14 protein-coding genes are annotated in these 16,076 nt (G+C 41.4%); 11 read left to right on the forward strand and 3 right to left on the reverse strand.

Annotated features, from left to right (window positions below):
- Positions 1-71 precede the first annotated feature (71 nt).
- Complete coding sequence (dusB, locus tag C511_RS0100610; protein ID WP_024995992.1) at positions 72-1,058, forward strand: tRNA dihydrouridine synthase DusB; 987 nt, start codon at positions 72-74, stop codon at positions 1,056-1,058.
- Between the two features lie 75 nt (positions 1,059-1,133).
- On the opposite strand, the gene C511_RS15935 is transcribed toward dusB, so the two are convergent.
- Positions 1,134-2,132 carry a phosphatase PAP2 family protein gene (locus tag C511_RS15935; protein WP_051260420.1) on the reverse strand — a complete coding sequence of 333 codons (999 nt, stop codon included), beginning with the start codon at positions 2,130-2,132 and terminating at the stop codon, positions 1,134-1,136.
- On the reverse strand, positions 2,123-3,130 hold the full coding sequence (locus tag C511_RS0100620; protein WP_024995991.1) for an NAD-dependent epimerase/dehydratase family protein: 1,008 nt from the start codon (positions 3,128-3,130) through the stop codon (positions 2,123-2,125). The genes C511_RS15935 and C511_RS0100620 overlap by 10 nt, the downstream gene beginning before the upstream one ends.
- A gap of 167 nt (positions 3,131-3,297) precedes the next feature.
- On the opposite strand from C511_RS0100620, the gene rnr reads away from it, so the two are divergent.
- Positions 3,298-5,451 carry a ribonuclease R gene (gene rnr / locus C511_RS0100625; RefSeq protein ID WP_024995990.1) on the forward strand — a complete coding sequence of 718 codons (2,154 nt, stop codon included), beginning with the start codon at positions 3,298-3,300 and terminating at the stop codon, positions 5,449-5,451.
- On the forward strand, positions 5,451-5,927 hold the full coding sequence (locus C511_RS0100630; RefSeq protein WP_024995989.1) for a pyridoxamine 5'-phosphate oxidase family protein: 477 nt from the start codon (positions 5,451-5,453) through the stop codon (positions 5,925-5,927). The genes rnr and C511_RS0100630 overlap by 1 nt, the downstream gene beginning before the upstream one ends.
- A gap of 267 nt (positions 5,928-6,194) precedes the next feature.
- Here the strand turns inward: C511_RS0100630 and cysK are convergent, their stop codons facing one another.
- Positions 6,195-7,142 (reverse strand): cysteine synthase A, encoded by a 948-nt coding sequence (cysK, locus tag C511_RS0100635; protein WP_024995988.1) that lies wholly within the window; start codon positions 7,140-7,142, stop codon positions 6,195-6,197.
- A 204-nt stretch (positions 7,143-7,346) separates the two neighbouring features.
- On the opposite strand from cysK, the gene epsC reads away from it, so the two are divergent.
- From epsC to C511_RS0100675, 8 genes are all read left to right on the forward strand, one after another.
- The gene (gene epsC, locus C511_RS0100640; protein WP_024995987.1) at positions 7,347-8,246 is read left to right on the forward strand and encodes a serine O-acetyltransferase EpsC; all 900 of its coding nucleotides are present in this window, start codon (positions 7,347-7,349) and stop codon (positions 8,244-8,246) included.
- A gap of 59 nt (positions 8,247-8,305) precedes the next feature.
- Positions 8,306-9,508, forward strand: coding sequence for a THUMP domain-containing class I SAM-dependent RNA methyltransferase (locus C511_RS15940; protein WP_081698244.1), 1,203 nt, complete (start codon positions 8,306-8,308; stop codon positions 9,506-9,508).
- A 6-nt stretch (positions 9,509-9,514) separates the two neighbouring features.
- Entirely contained in the window at positions 9,515-11,698 is a 2,184-nt protein-coding gene (locus C511_RS0100650; protein WP_034781106.1) for a S9 family peptidase, read from the forward strand.
- Between the two features lie 26 nt (positions 11,699-11,724).
- Positions 11,725-12,999 carry a phosphoribosylamine--glycine ligase gene (gene purD, locus C511_RS0100655; RefSeq protein ID WP_024995986.1) on the forward strand — a complete coding sequence of 425 codons (1,275 nt, stop codon included), beginning with the start codon at positions 11,725-11,727 and terminating at the stop codon, positions 12,997-12,999.
- The gene (locus C511_RS0100660) at positions 12,999-13,997 is read left to right on the forward strand and encodes a hypothetical protein (RefSeq protein WP_024995985.1); all 999 of its coding nucleotides are present in this window, start codon (positions 12,999-13,001) and stop codon (positions 13,995-13,997) included. The genes purD and C511_RS0100660 overlap by 1 nt, the downstream gene beginning before the upstream one ends.
- On the forward strand, positions 13,982-14,458 hold the full coding sequence (locus tag C511_RS0100665) for a YqaA family protein (protein ID WP_024995984.1): 477 nt from the start codon (positions 13,982-13,984) through the stop codon (positions 14,456-14,458). Before C511_RS0100660 ends, C511_RS0100665 begins: the two co-directional genes overlap by 16 nt.
- Positions 14,459-14,550: 92 nt before the next feature.
- Positions 14,551-15,156 (forward strand): tRNA (5-methylaminomethyl-2-thiouridine)(34)-methyltransferase MnmD, encoded by a 606-nt coding sequence (mnmD, locus tag C511_RS0100670; RefSeq protein WP_244877215.1) that lies wholly within the window; start codon positions 14,551-14,553, stop codon positions 15,154-15,156.
- A gap of 28 nt (positions 15,157-15,184) precedes the next feature.
- Entirely contained in the window at positions 15,185-16,060 is an 876-nt protein-coding gene (locus C511_RS0100675; RefSeq protein WP_024995983.1) for a metal ABC transporter solute-binding protein, Zn/Mn family, read from the forward strand.
- The last annotated feature ends 16 nt before the right edge of the window (positions 16,061-16,076 follow it).

Genomic DNA, 16,076 nt, shown 5'->3' on the forward strand with positions numbered 1-16,076 from the left:
AAAACTTAAAGGTTAAGGGCACAAAGGTAGCCTTTTTTTCCTTATTTTTGCAGCCTAAACAATAGTAGATTATGAAAATTGGAAACATAGAACTAGGCGACCGTCCCATATTTCTTGCTCCGATGGAAGATGTTACCGATCCGGCCTTCCGTTTGATGTGCAAAAAATTTGGTGCAGATATGGTGTATACCGAGTTCATATCAAGCGATGCATTGATACGATTAGTCAACAAAACCACTCAAAAGCTCTCCATTTGTGATGAAGAGAGACCGGTGGCTATACAAATATACGGTAGAGAAACGGACGCAATGGTTGGCGCAGCCCAAATTGCCGAAGCGGCTTGTCCCGATATTCTGGATATTAACTTTGGCTGTCCGGTCAAAAAGGTAGCCGGAAAGGGAGCCGGATCGGGCATGTTGCAAAACGTACCTAAAATGTTGGAAATAACCCGCGCTGTAGTCGAATCCGTTAAGGTTCCGGTTACCGTAAAAACGCGTTTGGGATGGGATGCCAACAGTAAGATCATTGTTGATCTTGCCGAAAGACTTCAAGATTGTGGCATTGCAGCCTTAACCATTCACGGACGCACGCGGGCACAGATGTATACGGGTGAGGCCGACTGGACCTTGATAGGTGACGTGAAGAACAACCCTCGTATGCACATTCCCATTATAGGAAATGGTGACGTAACCACGCCGCAACGTGCCAAGGAATGCTTCGATAAATATGGAGTAGATGCCGTCATGATTGGTCGTGGCAGCATTGGGCGTCCGTGGATATTCAAGGAAATAAAGCATTACCTGGAAACCGGCGAAGAGCTCACGTCTTTATCTTTCGAATGGAAAATGCAGGTTTTGCGTGAAGAAGTATTAAACAGCGTGGAACGTTTGGATGAAAGAAGAGGCATTGTTCACATTCGTCGACACCTGGCAGCGACTCCTTTATTTAAAGGCATACCCAACTTCAGGGAAACACGCATTGCCATGCTACGCACCGAATCGGTAAAAGAACTTTTCGAGATCTTTGAAACGATAAAACCCGCCGAAGTAAGCGAGTAAACGATGTATTGAAGTCCCCATAACCTATATTCTTATGCAAGATAGAATATAGGTTATGGGGCTTTACATCTATTGTTATTGAGGTTCAGGTGCTATGTGGCGCGGCTGATACTTGAACATTGGAACGGCAAACCACTTCTTAAACATCTTGGTTACCAATATATATAGCATAAAGGCAGAAACGAAACCTGCTATAGAATCGATGAGATAATGAGCCTGAATATACACTGTAGCTCCGCAAAGTAATACATAGAAAGGCAACAGGAAGCCAAATAGTTTCTTGCTGGCACGCCAGGACATAATCATCAGGATGGTAGAAATTCCCACATGCGAACTGGGAAAGGCCGCTGTTGGACGCTCGCCCACTTGCTGAGAAGCTTCAACCAGATTATAGAAAAAGCCGTGTTCATAGCCCGGTCCCGGAAGCAACTCTACGTGATGATTAAAATAGTCGCCAATGGAAGGGAAAATGCCTTTAGCTACATTGTCGGCACCAATAGCCGGGAAATAAAATTGCGGACCGGCCACCGGCACAAATATATAAATAAGGTAATAGACAAAAAACGATGTCACCAGAACAAACGAAAGCTTTTCGAATAACTCAAAACGAAAAACAAAATAGTACATCGCTACAATTAAAATCATGGGATAATAAGCGAAGTATCCCATATTAAAAGGTTCGCTCACCCACATCTGGGGCAGGTAATAATTAAACATCACAGCCGGCTGACAACCAAACAACCATTGTTCTGCAGAGGCAAACAGATGATCCAGGTTAGGAAACACCCTGTTGAACTCAAAGGTATCAGGATACCAATAAGACAGCAAGCTCATTTGTACAGCCATTCGGATGAAAGCTGTCATCTTACAAGGAGCCAGCCTGTAAAGATACATCAGCAAAAAGGTTACTCCTGCTATGACAGCTCTTTCGGTTAACATAACAAGCGGGTGGTCCATTCTTTGGAAGATGAAAAGTATCAAAACGGAGGTTAGCAGATTATAGATCAGTGTAACCTTCTCAACAGCAAACAACCCTTTGCGGGAGTTTACCCTAGTAAATAAGTTTAAAGCCATCCTTCTTTCTTATACCAAGCAATTGTCTCTTTGACACCTTTCTGTAAATCGAACTCGGGTTTGTAACCCAGTTCATTAACCAGCGGAGTAATATCACATTGCCAGTTCCTTTGTTTCATTATTTTAAATTTGTCCGAATTAAGCGTACTACTCTTGCCAGAGATGCCTGCAAAAAATTCAGCGAGCAAAGATATAACTTTTAAAATTATTAATGGACATTTAATACGTATTACAAAAGAAATACATAATTCTTTCTGAATTAATTCGGAAAAAGTGCGACTACTGTACACCTTGCCGTCCGATAAAAAATAGCTTCGTTGCTTAACACCCTTCTCAATAGTCAGAAAAACAGCCTGCACTATGTCTTTCACATATATAAAAGTCAGATCCTGCTTCTTATAGCCCACCGAAAAGTCAAGATGTTTTTTAATGGATTGGGCCATCATGAAATAATCTCTCTCGCGCGGACCGTACACACCCGTTGGGCGTAAAATGACGTAAGGAAAATCGGGTAATTGCTGCAAGTGTTGTTCCGCCTTCAGCTTACTCATTCCGTAAGCCGTATTGGGTTGGGGCCTATCTTGTTCCACAATAGGCTGGTACGTTTCTTCGTGAATAGGACCAAATACACTCAGCGTACTGATATGTATGAACTGTGTAGGAACCATTTGCAGCTCACAAAGCAAATCAACAAACCGCTTGGTTTGCCAATAATTCACCCGGTCAAAGTCAGACTGATGAACACATTTGGTTACACCGGCACAATGAACAATATAATCAAATCCGCCTTCCTGTTGCTTAAACAAAAGAAGCTGCTCTCTGAGCTTGTCAGAATCATCAAAATCAAACGAGATAAAATGCAATTCCTCCTGTTTCAAATAGGCCTTACTGCTTGTGGGTCTCACACCTGCCCATACAGACAAGCCTTTTTTCAGAGCTTCTTCCACAATAAAACTACCGATGAAACCGCTCGCTCCTGTAATCAAAATATTCTTCATCAACCGATTCTTTTAATAAAAACGCTTACAAAGATAAACATTAATCAAATTATTGGGCCGTTTTCCCCCTATTTTGAGAGAAAACGGCAAGTTTTAGTTCAATTCAGAACCATCGAAAACAATATTTTGTTTACTTTGTACAAGCAAGTTATTTAAAAGATTTACACATGGCAAAAAATAAAGAGAAAAAAGCCGGTAAACGAATGAAGAAAAAAGATCTGGTGAACATACTGATGAACTTTTTTCATAGCAAACCGACGGAAGCACTGAGTCTGAAATTTATTTTCTCAGAGCTTAAAATGACTACTCATCCCCTTAAAATGCTCTGCATTGATATATTAAACGAGTTGAAAGACGGCGACTACATAACCGAGGTTGACAAAAACAAATTCCGGCTAAATGATCACGGCAAAGAACTGACCGGTACTTTTCAACGCAAAAGCAATGGTAAGAACTCGTTCATACCCGATGAAGGAGGCGATCCGATATTCATAGCCGAACGAAATTCGGCCCACGCCATGAATAACGACAAAGTAAAAATCGTTTTTTATGCCAAGCGCAAAAACCATGACGCAGAGGGTGAGGTGGTTGAAATACTCGAACGTGCCAACGATACATTTGTAGGAACATTGGAGGTTGCCAACTCTTATGCATTCCTTGTTACCGAAAACCGCACATTAGCCAACGACATCTTCATTCCGAAAGAAAAGTTGAAAGGCGGAAAGACCGGCGACAAAGCTGTTGTTAAGATAGTTGAGTGGCCAGACAAAGCCAAGAACCCCATAGGACAAGTCATTGACATCTTGGGAAAAGCCGGTGATAATACCACCGAGATGCACGCCATCTTAGCTGAATTCGGACTGCCATACGTATATCCGGAGGCTGTTGAAAAAGCAGCAGACAAAATTCCTGCCGAAATCTCGGAAGAAGAAATTGCCCGAAGAGAAGATTTCAGGAAGGTAACTACCTTCACCATAGACCCCAAAGACGCCAAAGACTTTGACGATGCACTATCCATACGCTCCATCAAAGAGGGATTATGGGAAGTGGGAGTGCACATTGCCGATGTAACCCATTATGTTCAGGAAGGAAGCATCATCGACAAAGAAGCAGAAAAAAGAGCCACTTCGGTGTATTTGGTTGACCGCACAATTCCCATGTTACCGGAGCGTCTTTGTAACTTCATCTGCTCGTTGAGACCTAACGAAGAAAAGTTATCGTATTCTGTTATATTCGATATCACCGAAAAAGGCGAGGTGAAGAACTCCAGAATCGTTCACACCGTTATTAACTCTGACCGCCGCTTTACGTACGAAGAGGCACAGCAAATTATCGAAACCAAAGAGGGCGATTTTAAAGAAGAAGTGCTGATGCTCGACAAGATTGCCAAAGCGCTGAGGGATAAACGATTCTCATCGGGAGCTATTAATTTTGACCGTTATGAGGTTAAATTCGAAATAGATGATAAAGGAAAACCGGTAAGCGTTTACTTCAAAGAGTCAAAAGATGCCAATAAACTGGTTGAGGAGTTCATGTTGCTCGCCAACAAAACCGTAGCAGAAGAAATAGGAAAAGTACCCAGAAATAAAAAAGCAAAAGTCTTTCCCTATCGAATTCACGATCTTCCCGACCCTGAAAAGCTGGACAACCTAGCACAGTTTATCGCCCGTTTTGGTTACAAACTACGCACATCAGGAAGCAAAAGCGATGTGTCGAAATCAATTAATCATCTGTTGGATGACATTCAAGGAAAAAAGGAGGAGAACTTAATAGAGACAGTTTCTATCAGAGCCATGCAGAAGGCTCGCTATTCTACCCATAACATTGGGCATTACGGACTGGCATTTGAATACTATACTCATTTCACCTCTCCCATCCGTCGTTTTCCGGATATGATGGTGCACCGCCTGTTAACGAAATATGCAGAAGGTGGAAGAAGCGTATTAGAAAGCAAATACGAAGATCTGTGTGAACATAGTTCAAACATGGAACAAATTGCTGCCAATGCCGAACGAGCATCTATTAAATACAAACAAGTAGAGTTCATGAGTGAACGTTTGGGACAAATCTTCGACGGAGTTATTTCGGGAGTTACCGAATGGGGACTCTACGTGGAACTCAACGAAAACAAATGCGAAGGAATGATCCCTATGCGCGATCTGGACGATGATTACTATGAGTTTGATGAAAAGAACTACTGTTTGCGAGGAAGAAGGAAGAACCGTATGTACAGCTTGGGCGATGCCATAACAGTGAAAGTTGCCCGTGCCAATTTGGAGAAAAAGCAGTTGGATTTTGCATTGGTAGAAGAAAAGAGATAATGAAGACAATTATTATTGAAGACAAAGAAAGAGTTGAAGAGATTATTTCACGCTGTGACATTTGCTATGTGGGTATTACCGACCTGGAAGGTGATCCGTACGTTATCCCGATGAATTTCGGGTATCAGGATGGGGTTATCTATCTCCATTCGGGGCCTACCGGCAGCTCCATTGATATGCTCAACAAAAATAATAAGGTATGTATCACTTTCAGCATTGATCACGAATTGGTATTTCAACATCCGCAAGTAGCTTGTAGCTACCGGATGAAAGCAAAGAGTGTGATATGCAGAGGAAAGGTGGGCTTTATTGAAGACCTAGATGAAAAGCGACAGGCGTTGGATATCATCATGAAGCATTACATAGACCGTGAGTTCATCTACTCCGATCCTGCCGTTAAAAACGTCAAAATATGGGAGATTCCTATTGATCAGGTCAGTGCTAAAGAATATGCGGTTCCGCATTATAAGCAATAGCAAACCGGCTTTATTTTATTTTGCTCGTTGCAAAACTTCATATACACCCGGGTGTACAGATGTTGTACACCCGGATGTATAGTATCTGTACATGGGGGTGTACAAAGTGTGTACACCCGGGTGGAGACGAGAATTGTTCACCAGCAAAATAAATCGCATAAGCAGGCTGGTTGGACGTACCCCGCTCAAATTAAAATACGAGCCTCTCTTCAAACAGAGGGGCTCGTAAAACCAACAAACAAATAAAGAGGAAAAAAGAACTAAATACTATAATGGATATTCCTCGAATGCGTAAAGAATAGTTGATAAGTAACGTTCGCCAGTATCAGGCAATAAAGCAACAATCGTTTTACCTTCATATTCAGGCAGTTTAGCCAACTCGGCTGCCGCCCATACAGCAGCTCCGGAAGAGATTCCAACTAATAATCCTTCTTTTGCAGCTAGCTCGCGACTGGTACGAATGGCATCATCATTCTGAACTTGTTTGATTAAATCAACCACTGCCGGGTTATAAGTCTTGGGAACAAAGCCCGCACCTATTCCCTGTATTTTATGCGGTCCGGGATTTCCTCCTGAAAGCACAGGAGAGTCGGCCGGTTCAACAGCAACAATCTGCACAGCCGGGTTGTGTCGCTTCAAAGCCGCTCCTACGCCGCTAACAGTACCTCCTGTACCTACACCAGCCACAAACACATCAACCAGACCGTCGGTATCATTCCATATCTCTTCACCGGTTGTTTTTTCATGAATGGCGGGGTTGGCAGGGTTCTCAAACTGTTGCAGAATAATTGAATCGGGAGTTTCCTCACGAAGTTCTTCTGCCCTGGCAATAGCACCTTTCATGCCATTGGCACCGGGCGTGAGCACTAAATGGGCGCCAAATGCTTTTAGAAGATTACGTCGCTCCACGCTCATGGTATCGGGCATCGTCAAGATAAGCTTGTATCCTTTTGCAGCCGATGCAAAAGCCAGTCCGATTCCGGTATTGCCACTGGTAGGTTCAATGATTGTCACGCCGGGTTTTAAAATACCTTTGGCTTCAGCATCTTCAATCATGGCCAAAGCAATACGTTCTTTCACACAGCCTACCGGATTGAAGCTCTCGAGTTTCACTACTAACTTGGCCTTCAGACCTTTACTGGCACTGTAATTTCCAATCTCTAACAAAGGAGTATTTCCTACTAAGTCAGTCAATTTTTTCGCAATCTTTCCCATATCTATCATTATTTAAATTTTTATCTTTTAATGTTGATACAAAGATATGAGTTATTTAATACATCATAAATACCACAAGTATGGTAAATTTATACTATAAAAATGCGATAAGAAACAGCTCGCTATAAATATATGCACATAGTTTAATTGTAATATCCCCAATAATTCTTACCTTTGCCGATAACATTAACCGAGGATATCATAATGAGTCCATTAAACTTCACCCACATCCTGACACAGGCAGTCGATGAGCTTTCGGAAAGCGAGTCATACCAAGGACTGTTTCACCAGCACAAGGACGGCGAGCCATTGCCTTCAGCACGCGTATTGTGTGATATCATTGAATTGGCCCGCTCCATCCTTTTTCCGGGTTATTATGGAAATTCTACAGTAAATAGCCGCACTTTAAAGTACCACATCGGGGTAAACACAGAAAAGCTTTTTGATCTTCTATCGGAGCAAATTCTGGCTGGATTATGCTTTGAGGGAGGGGATGATTGTCATGGATGCACAACTAAACAACGTGAAGACGCATCGCGCATGGCGGCCAAATTCATAAGCAGACTACCTTACTTGAGGAAGAAACTGGCAACGGATGTTGAAGCAGCGTACAACGGCGACCCTGCTGCGCATAGTTTTGGTGAAGTTATTTTCTGCTATCCGGCCATTAAAGCAATCAGCAATTACCGCATTGCTCATGAACTGTTGCTCTTAGGGGTTCCTTTAATTCCCCGAATCATAACTGAAATGGCTCATAGCGAAACCGGAATAGACATTCATCCGGCTGCCGAAATTGGTGACCATTTTGCCATAGATCACGGCACCGGTGTTGTGATAGGGGCAACTAGTATCATCGGAAACAATGTAAAACTATACCAAGGGGTGACTTTAGGTGCCAAAAGCTTTCCGCTGGATGAAGAGGGAAAGCCCATCAAGGGAATCCCCCGCCATCCGATTCTGGAAGACAATGTTATTGTTTATTCCAACGCAACAATATTAGGGCGTATTACCGTGGGACGTGATGCTACCGTGGGAGGAAATATATGGGTAACGGAAGATGTACCTCCCAGATCAAGAATCGTACAAACAAAAGCAAAAAAGTAATTGTTCGCTGACGAACAGTTCTTATATTTATAATTTTAGTAACAACGTAAATATCACTAATGAGCGAATCCTTTGAAATGATTGCTAAAACTTTCCAGGGTCTGGAAGAGGTACTGGCAGAAGAGTTAACAGCACTAGGAGCAAACGACGTAGCAATCGGACGACGTATGGTGTCTTTCAGCGGTAACAAAGAAATGCTTTATAAAGCTAATTTTTGCTTACGTACAGCCATCCGAATTTTAAAACCTATCAAAAGCTTCACCGCCAAGAATGCAGACGAGGTGTACGAACAGGTTAAGGGCTTCCCTTGGAAAGATATTTTAGATGAAAACAAAACCTTTGCTGTTGATGCAGTAGTCTTCAGCGATGAGTTTCGCCATTCTAAATTCGTTTCCTATAAGGTAAAAGATGCAATAGTAGATTATTTCCGTGACTTAAACGGAAAGAGACCTTCTGTACGTATTAACAAACCCGACGTATTGATTAACATTCATATTGCACAATCACATTGCACGCTTTCTCTTGACTCATCGGGCGAATCGCTTCACAGAAGAGGATACCGCCAAGAGGCTGTTGAAGCTCCGTTGAATGAGGTATTGGCTGCCGGAATGGTATTGATGAGTGGTTGGAAAGGGGAATGCGATTTAATAGACCCTATGTGCGGCTCGGGCACCATTCCCATTGAAGCTGCACTAATAGCCCGTAACATTGCACCGGGCGTTTTTAGAAAAGAGTTTGCCTTTGAAAAATGGGTGGATTTCGATCAGGATTTGTTTGACTCAATATACAACGATGATAGCCAGGAGCGTGAGTTCAACCATAAGATATATGGATATGATAACAATCCGAATGCTCATGACATAGCGATACACAACGTAAAGGCTGCGGGAGTTTCGAAAGACGTGGTATTAAAGCTACAGCCTTTTCAGCAGTTTGAGCAACCTAAAGAGAAGTCGATGATCATAATGAACCCTCCTTATGGTGAACGTATCTCAACCAAGGATTTATTAGGGTTGTATCAAATGATTGGCGAACGTCTGAAACATGCTTTCTGTGACAACGACGCATGGATATTAAGTTACCGTGAAGAGTGTTTCGACCAAATCGGGTTAAAACCCAGTCGTAAAGTACCTCTTTTCAATGGAGCATTAGAATGCGAATTCAGAAAATACCAGATATTTGGAGGTAAATACAAGGAGTTCAAGAAGGAAAGCAATGAGAAACAAGGCTCACATACTTTCCGTAGAAACAAAGAAAGATAAGATTATATGGCCTGTTTATTGAAAAATGCCGGTACGTATGTAAGGTTACTACTGGTTTTGCAAACTTTATTTTTTACTTCTTTCATGACGGCACAAAATAATCCGAAACCTACTTTAGAGGATTTAATTCCGGGAGGAGCAACTTACCGCTACCCGGAAAATATTTACGGTGTGCAATGGAAGGGTGACCTTTGTGTTCTACCGGATATTGAAAACCTGAAAGTGGTTTCACCCAATAACGGAAAGGAAGTTGTAATTGCTACTAAAACAGAAGTCAACCAACTGCTTGAATCAATGCAGTTGGGAAAGATTCAACATTTTTATAACATTGAATTTCCTTATTCCGATCATAAAGAGTTGAGTTCCTATATGCTGGTTACAACCTCCGGTTATCGTGTTTTAGTAGACATAAATAGCAAGGAAATTAAATGGAGCCAGCCACGAAAGGAAAATGCAAGTAACGAGGATTGGGAGAAACAAAGCAGGTCACTTGCCTATACTTTAGACAACAATCTGTACGTTACTACTGCCGATGGCAGCACCAGAGCTGTAACTAAAGAAGAAAAAGGAATTGTTTGCGGACAGTCTGTACACCGCAATGAGTTTGGCATCAGCAAAGGAACGTTTTGGAGTCCTAAAGGTAGTCTGCTGGCATTTTACCGCATGGATGAACGCATGGTGACAGAGTATCCGCTGGTCGACATTACCGCACGAGTGGGTACAGTCAACAACGTACGTTATCCCATGGCAGGAATGACCAGCCATCAGGTAACCGTTGGTATTTACAATCCTCAAACGGATAAAAGTATTTACCTCCAGACAGGCGACCCTACTAATCGATATTTCACAAACATCAGTTGGTCGCCCGACGAAAAAAGTCTTTATTTAATTGAGCTTAACCGGGATCAAAACCACGCCAAACTTTGCGAGTACAACGCACAAACGGGCGCGCTCATTCAAACGCTTTTCGAAGAGAGACATCCTAAGTACGTTGAGCCTCAGCATCCCATTGTTTTTCTGCCTTGGAATAGCAACGAGTTTATTTATCAAAGTCAAAAAGACGGCTTTAACCACTTGTATTTGTACAACAGACAAGGGAAACAGCTAAAACAACTCACTTCCGGTAAATGGCTGGTTAAAGAACTGATAGGATTTGATGAGACAAATAAATATGTATTCTTCACCAGTACTGAACTATCTCCGCTACAAGAAAACATTTATCGTTTGGACGTCAAAAGCGGAAAGCGCATACTGATTGGCAATAAAGAAGGAGTGCATGCTGCCACAGTCAGTCGCTCGGGCAAGTACTTGATTGACCGCTATTCATCAACATCGGTTCCAAGAAGCATCAACCTGATCGATATCAAAACTAATAAAAGCATCAACCTGCTTACAGCGGCCAATCCATTCGAAGGATTTGTGATGCCAACCATTGAAGTCGGTACTATTAAAGCTGCTGACGAGCAGACTGATTTGTATTACCGCATGGTCAAACCAAGTAATTTTGATCCGTCATTAAAATATCCGGTAATTGTATATGTGTACGGAGGACCGCATGCGCAAATGATCACTAATGCTTGGCAAAACAGTGCCAGGGGATGGGATATTTATATGGCAAACAAAGGCTACATTGTGTTCACGCTTGATAACCGAGGCAGTGATAACCGGGGACTGGAATTTGAAAATTGTACATTCCGCCACTTAGGCATTGAAGAGGGAAAAGATCAGGTGAAAGGAGTTCAATTCCTGAAAAGCCTGCCCTATATAGACGGTAACCGCATTGGAGCGCATGGGTGGAGTTTCGGAGGACACATGACTACCGCCCTGCTCCTTCGTTACCCAGATATATTCAAAACAGGCGTGGCCGGTGGTCCCGTTATTGATTGGTCGTATTACGAAGTAATGTACGGTGAAAGATATATGGATACGCCCGACAGCAATCCTGAGGGTTACCAAACTTGCAACTTGAAAAATCTGGCAGGCAATCTGAAAGGACATTTATTGATTATACACGATGACCATGATGATACTTGCGTGCCGCAGCATACCCTTTCATTCATGAAAGCATGCATCGACGCACGTACTTATCCGGATTTGTTTATTTATCCCGGCCACAAACATAATGTTGCCGGTAGAGATCGCGTTCACTTACATGAGAAAATTACACGATATTTTGAAGACAACCTGTAAAATTAACAACAAATAAACAGCTAATTATGAAAGTGTTATTATTAGGTTCAGGAGGTAGGGAACATGCAATGGCATGGAAAATAGCCCAAAGCCCCAGAGTGAAGAAGCTCTACATTGCACCTGGAAACGCGGGAACAGCAACGGTTGGAGAAAACGTTAACATTAAAGCAACCGACTTCGAAGCATTGAAGGTTTTTGCCCTTGAAAGGGAGGTCAATATGATTGTAGTGGGTCCCGAAGATCCGTTGGTACAAGGAATATTTGATTTCTTTAAAGGAGACATAGCCTTGCAACACATTGCGATAATAGGTCCTTCTATGAAGGGAGCACAACTAGAAGGCAGCAAAGAGTTTGCCAAAGGATTCATGGAACGTCATAACATCCCTACGGCCCGTTATAAAAGTATTACTACAGAAACGCTTGAAGAAGGATTCGAGTTTCTGGAAACATTGACTGCTCCGTATGTACTCAAAGCAGACGGACTTTGCGCCGGCAAGGGGGTACTTATCCTGTCAACACTGGAGGAAGCTAAAAGTGAACTACAAAACATGTTAAGTGGCATGTTTGGACAAGCAAGTAATACCGTTGTTATTGAGGAATTTTTAAGTGGCATCGAGTGTTCTGTATTTGTTCTGACTGATAGTGAACATTATAAAATATTACCCGTAGCTAAAGACTACAAACGAATTGGCGAAGGAGACAAAGGACTTAATACCGGAGGCATGGGCAGTGTTTCTCCTGTACCATTTGCCGATGAAGTCTTCATGGAGAAAGTTCGCGAACGCATCATCGAACCTACTATTGATGGTCTGAGGGAAGAAGGCATTCTTTATAAAGGCTTCATCTTTATCGGACTGATCAACGTGGAAGGCGAACCCATGGTGATAGAATATAATGTTCGCATGGGTGATCCTGAAACAGAGAGTGTCATGTTAAGAATACAAAGTGACATCATTGACTTGTTCGAAGGCGTATACCGGGTAAATCTTGATACGAAAGAACTAATTATTGACCCTCGCACAGCGGCTTGTGTTATGCTGGTAAGTGGTGGATATCCCGAAGAGTACCGCAAAGGATACCCGATAACTGGATTCAACTTGGCCGAAACAACAGACAGCTTACTTTTCCATGCTGGAACAACTGTAAAAGAGGGACGCATTGTAACTGATGGTGGTCGTGTTATTGCTATCTCTTCTTATGGGGATTCAAAAGAAGAAGCCTTGGAAAAATGCTACAAAGTAGCTGATATGATTAGTTTTGAAAAGAAAAACTACCGACGCGACATCGGATTCGATTTATAGTGAGAAAAAACTATCTACAAAAAAGAGTGACGGCGGGAAGGTTTACCTTACCCGTCGCCATTATTATATCCATTGTCTGCTGGACAATGACATCTATTCTGTTGCCTGATTTACCAAAACCAGAAGCTGAATACTCCTTATTAAGTTATCTGAAGGTTAACCACCTTTCTGAAAACATAGCTTTGGCTTTAAGCTTATTTATTTTTGCTTTTATAGGATATTCGCTGATTATTCTTAATAATGCATTTGGTATTATACGCATGCGGGCCTCTGTGCAAACTTCATTTTATTTCTTATTTACAGCTGTTATACCAGGCTTACATCAATTTCATGCCGGCGATATAGCAGCTCTTGCAACACTCATTTCTATTTATTTTTTGTTTAAGAGCTACCAGAATCACTATTCATCGGCACAGATCTTTCATTCATTCGCATTTCTTGGAATAGGAAGTCTTGCTTTCCCACAACTCACATTCTTTATTCCCGTTTGGTTCATTAGTGCATACAACTTTCAGTCTTTGAATATAAGAAGCTTTTTTGCCGCTATCATTGGCTGGAGTCTTCCTTTCTGGTTTCTATTAGGGCATGCTTACTACCATAATGAAATGAGCCTGTTTTACAAACCATTTCATGACATGATTACTTTTCAGCCAGTAAATTATAAAGAAGTTCCACTTACCAACGTGATTGTTACAGGTTTTATGTTTCTGCTTTATGTGGTAAGCTCTATTAATAGTTTTGCCACTAGTTACCAAGATAAAATACGCACTCGATCATATTTGCGTTTCTTTATTCTTCTGAATTTTTTTATTTTCATATTTATTCTTCTCCAGCCATCGCATTTCTTGTGCCTATTATCCTTGTTACTTACGGGGTCAAGCATATTAGCCGGACATTTGTTCGCATTGACAAACAACAGACTTTCAAATCTGTTTTTCATCTTTACATCAATAGCAATGGTTGCACTATACATTTTGAATACATGGATGCTATTATAGACAGTGTTACACAAATACTAATCGATTGGGGGTACAGCGGGTTATTTATATCTGCTCTGTTAGCCGGTAGCGTTTTACCATTCAGTTCTGAGCTTGTTCTTTTTGCAGTAATTCACGCTGGTCTTAACCCTATAGGCTGTATCATTGCCGCAACAACAGGAAATACAGTCGGTGGAATGACGTGTTATCTGTTAGGCCATTTAGGTAAAATTGAATGGATAGAGAAATATATGAAAGTTAAAAAAGAAAAGATTGACAAGATGCAGCAATTCCTTCATGGAAAAGGTGCACTGATGGCATTCTTTGCCTTTTTACCCTTTTTCGGAGAAGTTATATCAATCGCATTGGGCTATATGCGAAGCAATGTATGGCTGACCGTTGCTTCAATGTTTATTGGTAAACTTGTACGTTACCTCGTTATATTATATATCCTGAATAGTGCATACGAAATGTTTATTTAGCTTGGTGAACAATAATGTGTAAAGATCAAATAACATATCAAAGAAAAACCGAAGTTACTGCCGACGGAAGTAAGACTTTATATATAACCGAGATGGATGAACATTATCATTCTATTAAAGGTGCGGAGACTGAATCCCGGCACATTTTCCTTGAGATGGGATTCAATCAATGCAAACAAGATACTATTAAAGTCTTGGAAATAGGATTTGGCACAGGATTGAATGCTTATCTTACACTGCGTACGGCTGAAGAAAAGCAAAAAAAGGTAAACTATTATAGCATAGAACTTTACCCTCTTTCGTGGGAAACGGTAAAAGCACTTAATTACAGCGAAGAGGCCGATTTTCGAGCCTTGCATATCTGTGAGTGGAACAAACAAGTTGCGATAAAAGAAAAATTCCACTTATACAAATGGGAGGTTGATTTTACCAAGGATGATTTTGTTATCGGACTTAAAGAAAAGGGGCCGTTCGACTTAATTTATTTTGATGCATTTGCTCCAGAAAAACAACCTGAAATGTGGAACGATCAACTATTCAAGCTTTTATATGTTAATATGAACAAAGGGGGAGTTCTAACTACGTATTGTGCAAAAGGGATGGTGCGTCGTATGTTACAGTCGGTTGGTTTTATAGTTGAGCGTCTGCCTGGCCCCCCCGAGGGAAAACGAGAAATATTAAGAGCTACAAAATTTTAGTAGCCTCAGAATAATAACAACTAAAGTGATGAAAAGATATCTAACACTTTTTTATGTATTGTTGCTGGTTCTTTTATCGGCATGCAACGGTAAGTCTTCACAAAAAGAAGAAAATAAACGTTTAATCATGGTAACAATGGAGCCTCAACGTTACTTCACAGAAGCCATAGCCGGAGATAAATTTCTGGTAGAGAGTATGGTGCCCAAAGGAAGTAGCCCGGAAACTTACGACCCTGCTCCACAGCAGCTTACCCGGTTGAGTAAAAGTGAAGCTTACCTAAGGATAGGGCATATTGGATTTGAGCAATCGTGGATGGATAGACTTACCGACAATGCGCCACACATGCAAATTTTTGACACTTCGAAAGGAGTAGAACTGATTCATGGAGAAGGTCATAATCACGGTGATCATTTCCATGCAGGAGGAGTAGATCCTCATATTTGGAATTCTATTTCAAATGCCCGCATTATTGCAAAGAATACTTTTCAAGCGCTAATAACACTCGATAAGACAAATGAAAATTACTACTTGCATCGTTATGACTCATTATGCAAAGTAATCAACCGTACTGATAGTGTTATTAATAACATCTTCCAAACACGTAAAGCCGATCATGCTTTCATGATTTATCATCCGGCTCTTTCCTACTTTGCACGTGACTACGGGTTGCATCAAATCTGCATCGAAGAAGAAGGTAAAGAACCCTCACCTGCACATCTACGTGATTTAATAGAAATTTGCAAGGAAGAAGAGGTGCGAATTATATTTGTACAGCCAGAGTTTGACCGTCGCAATGCTGAAATAATTGCCAAACAGACAAATACCAACATCGTAGATGTTAATCCTTTGTCGTACAATTGGGAAAAAGAAATGATTCACATTGCTAATTCATTATGCAAATGAACGAAAATCAGCCAAT

The organism is Bacteroides graminisolvens DSM 19988 = JCM 15093 (assembly GCF_000428125.1).
Lineage (GTDB): Bacteria > Bacteroidota > Bacteroidia > Bacteroidales > Bacteroidaceae > Bacteroides > Bacteroides graminisolvens.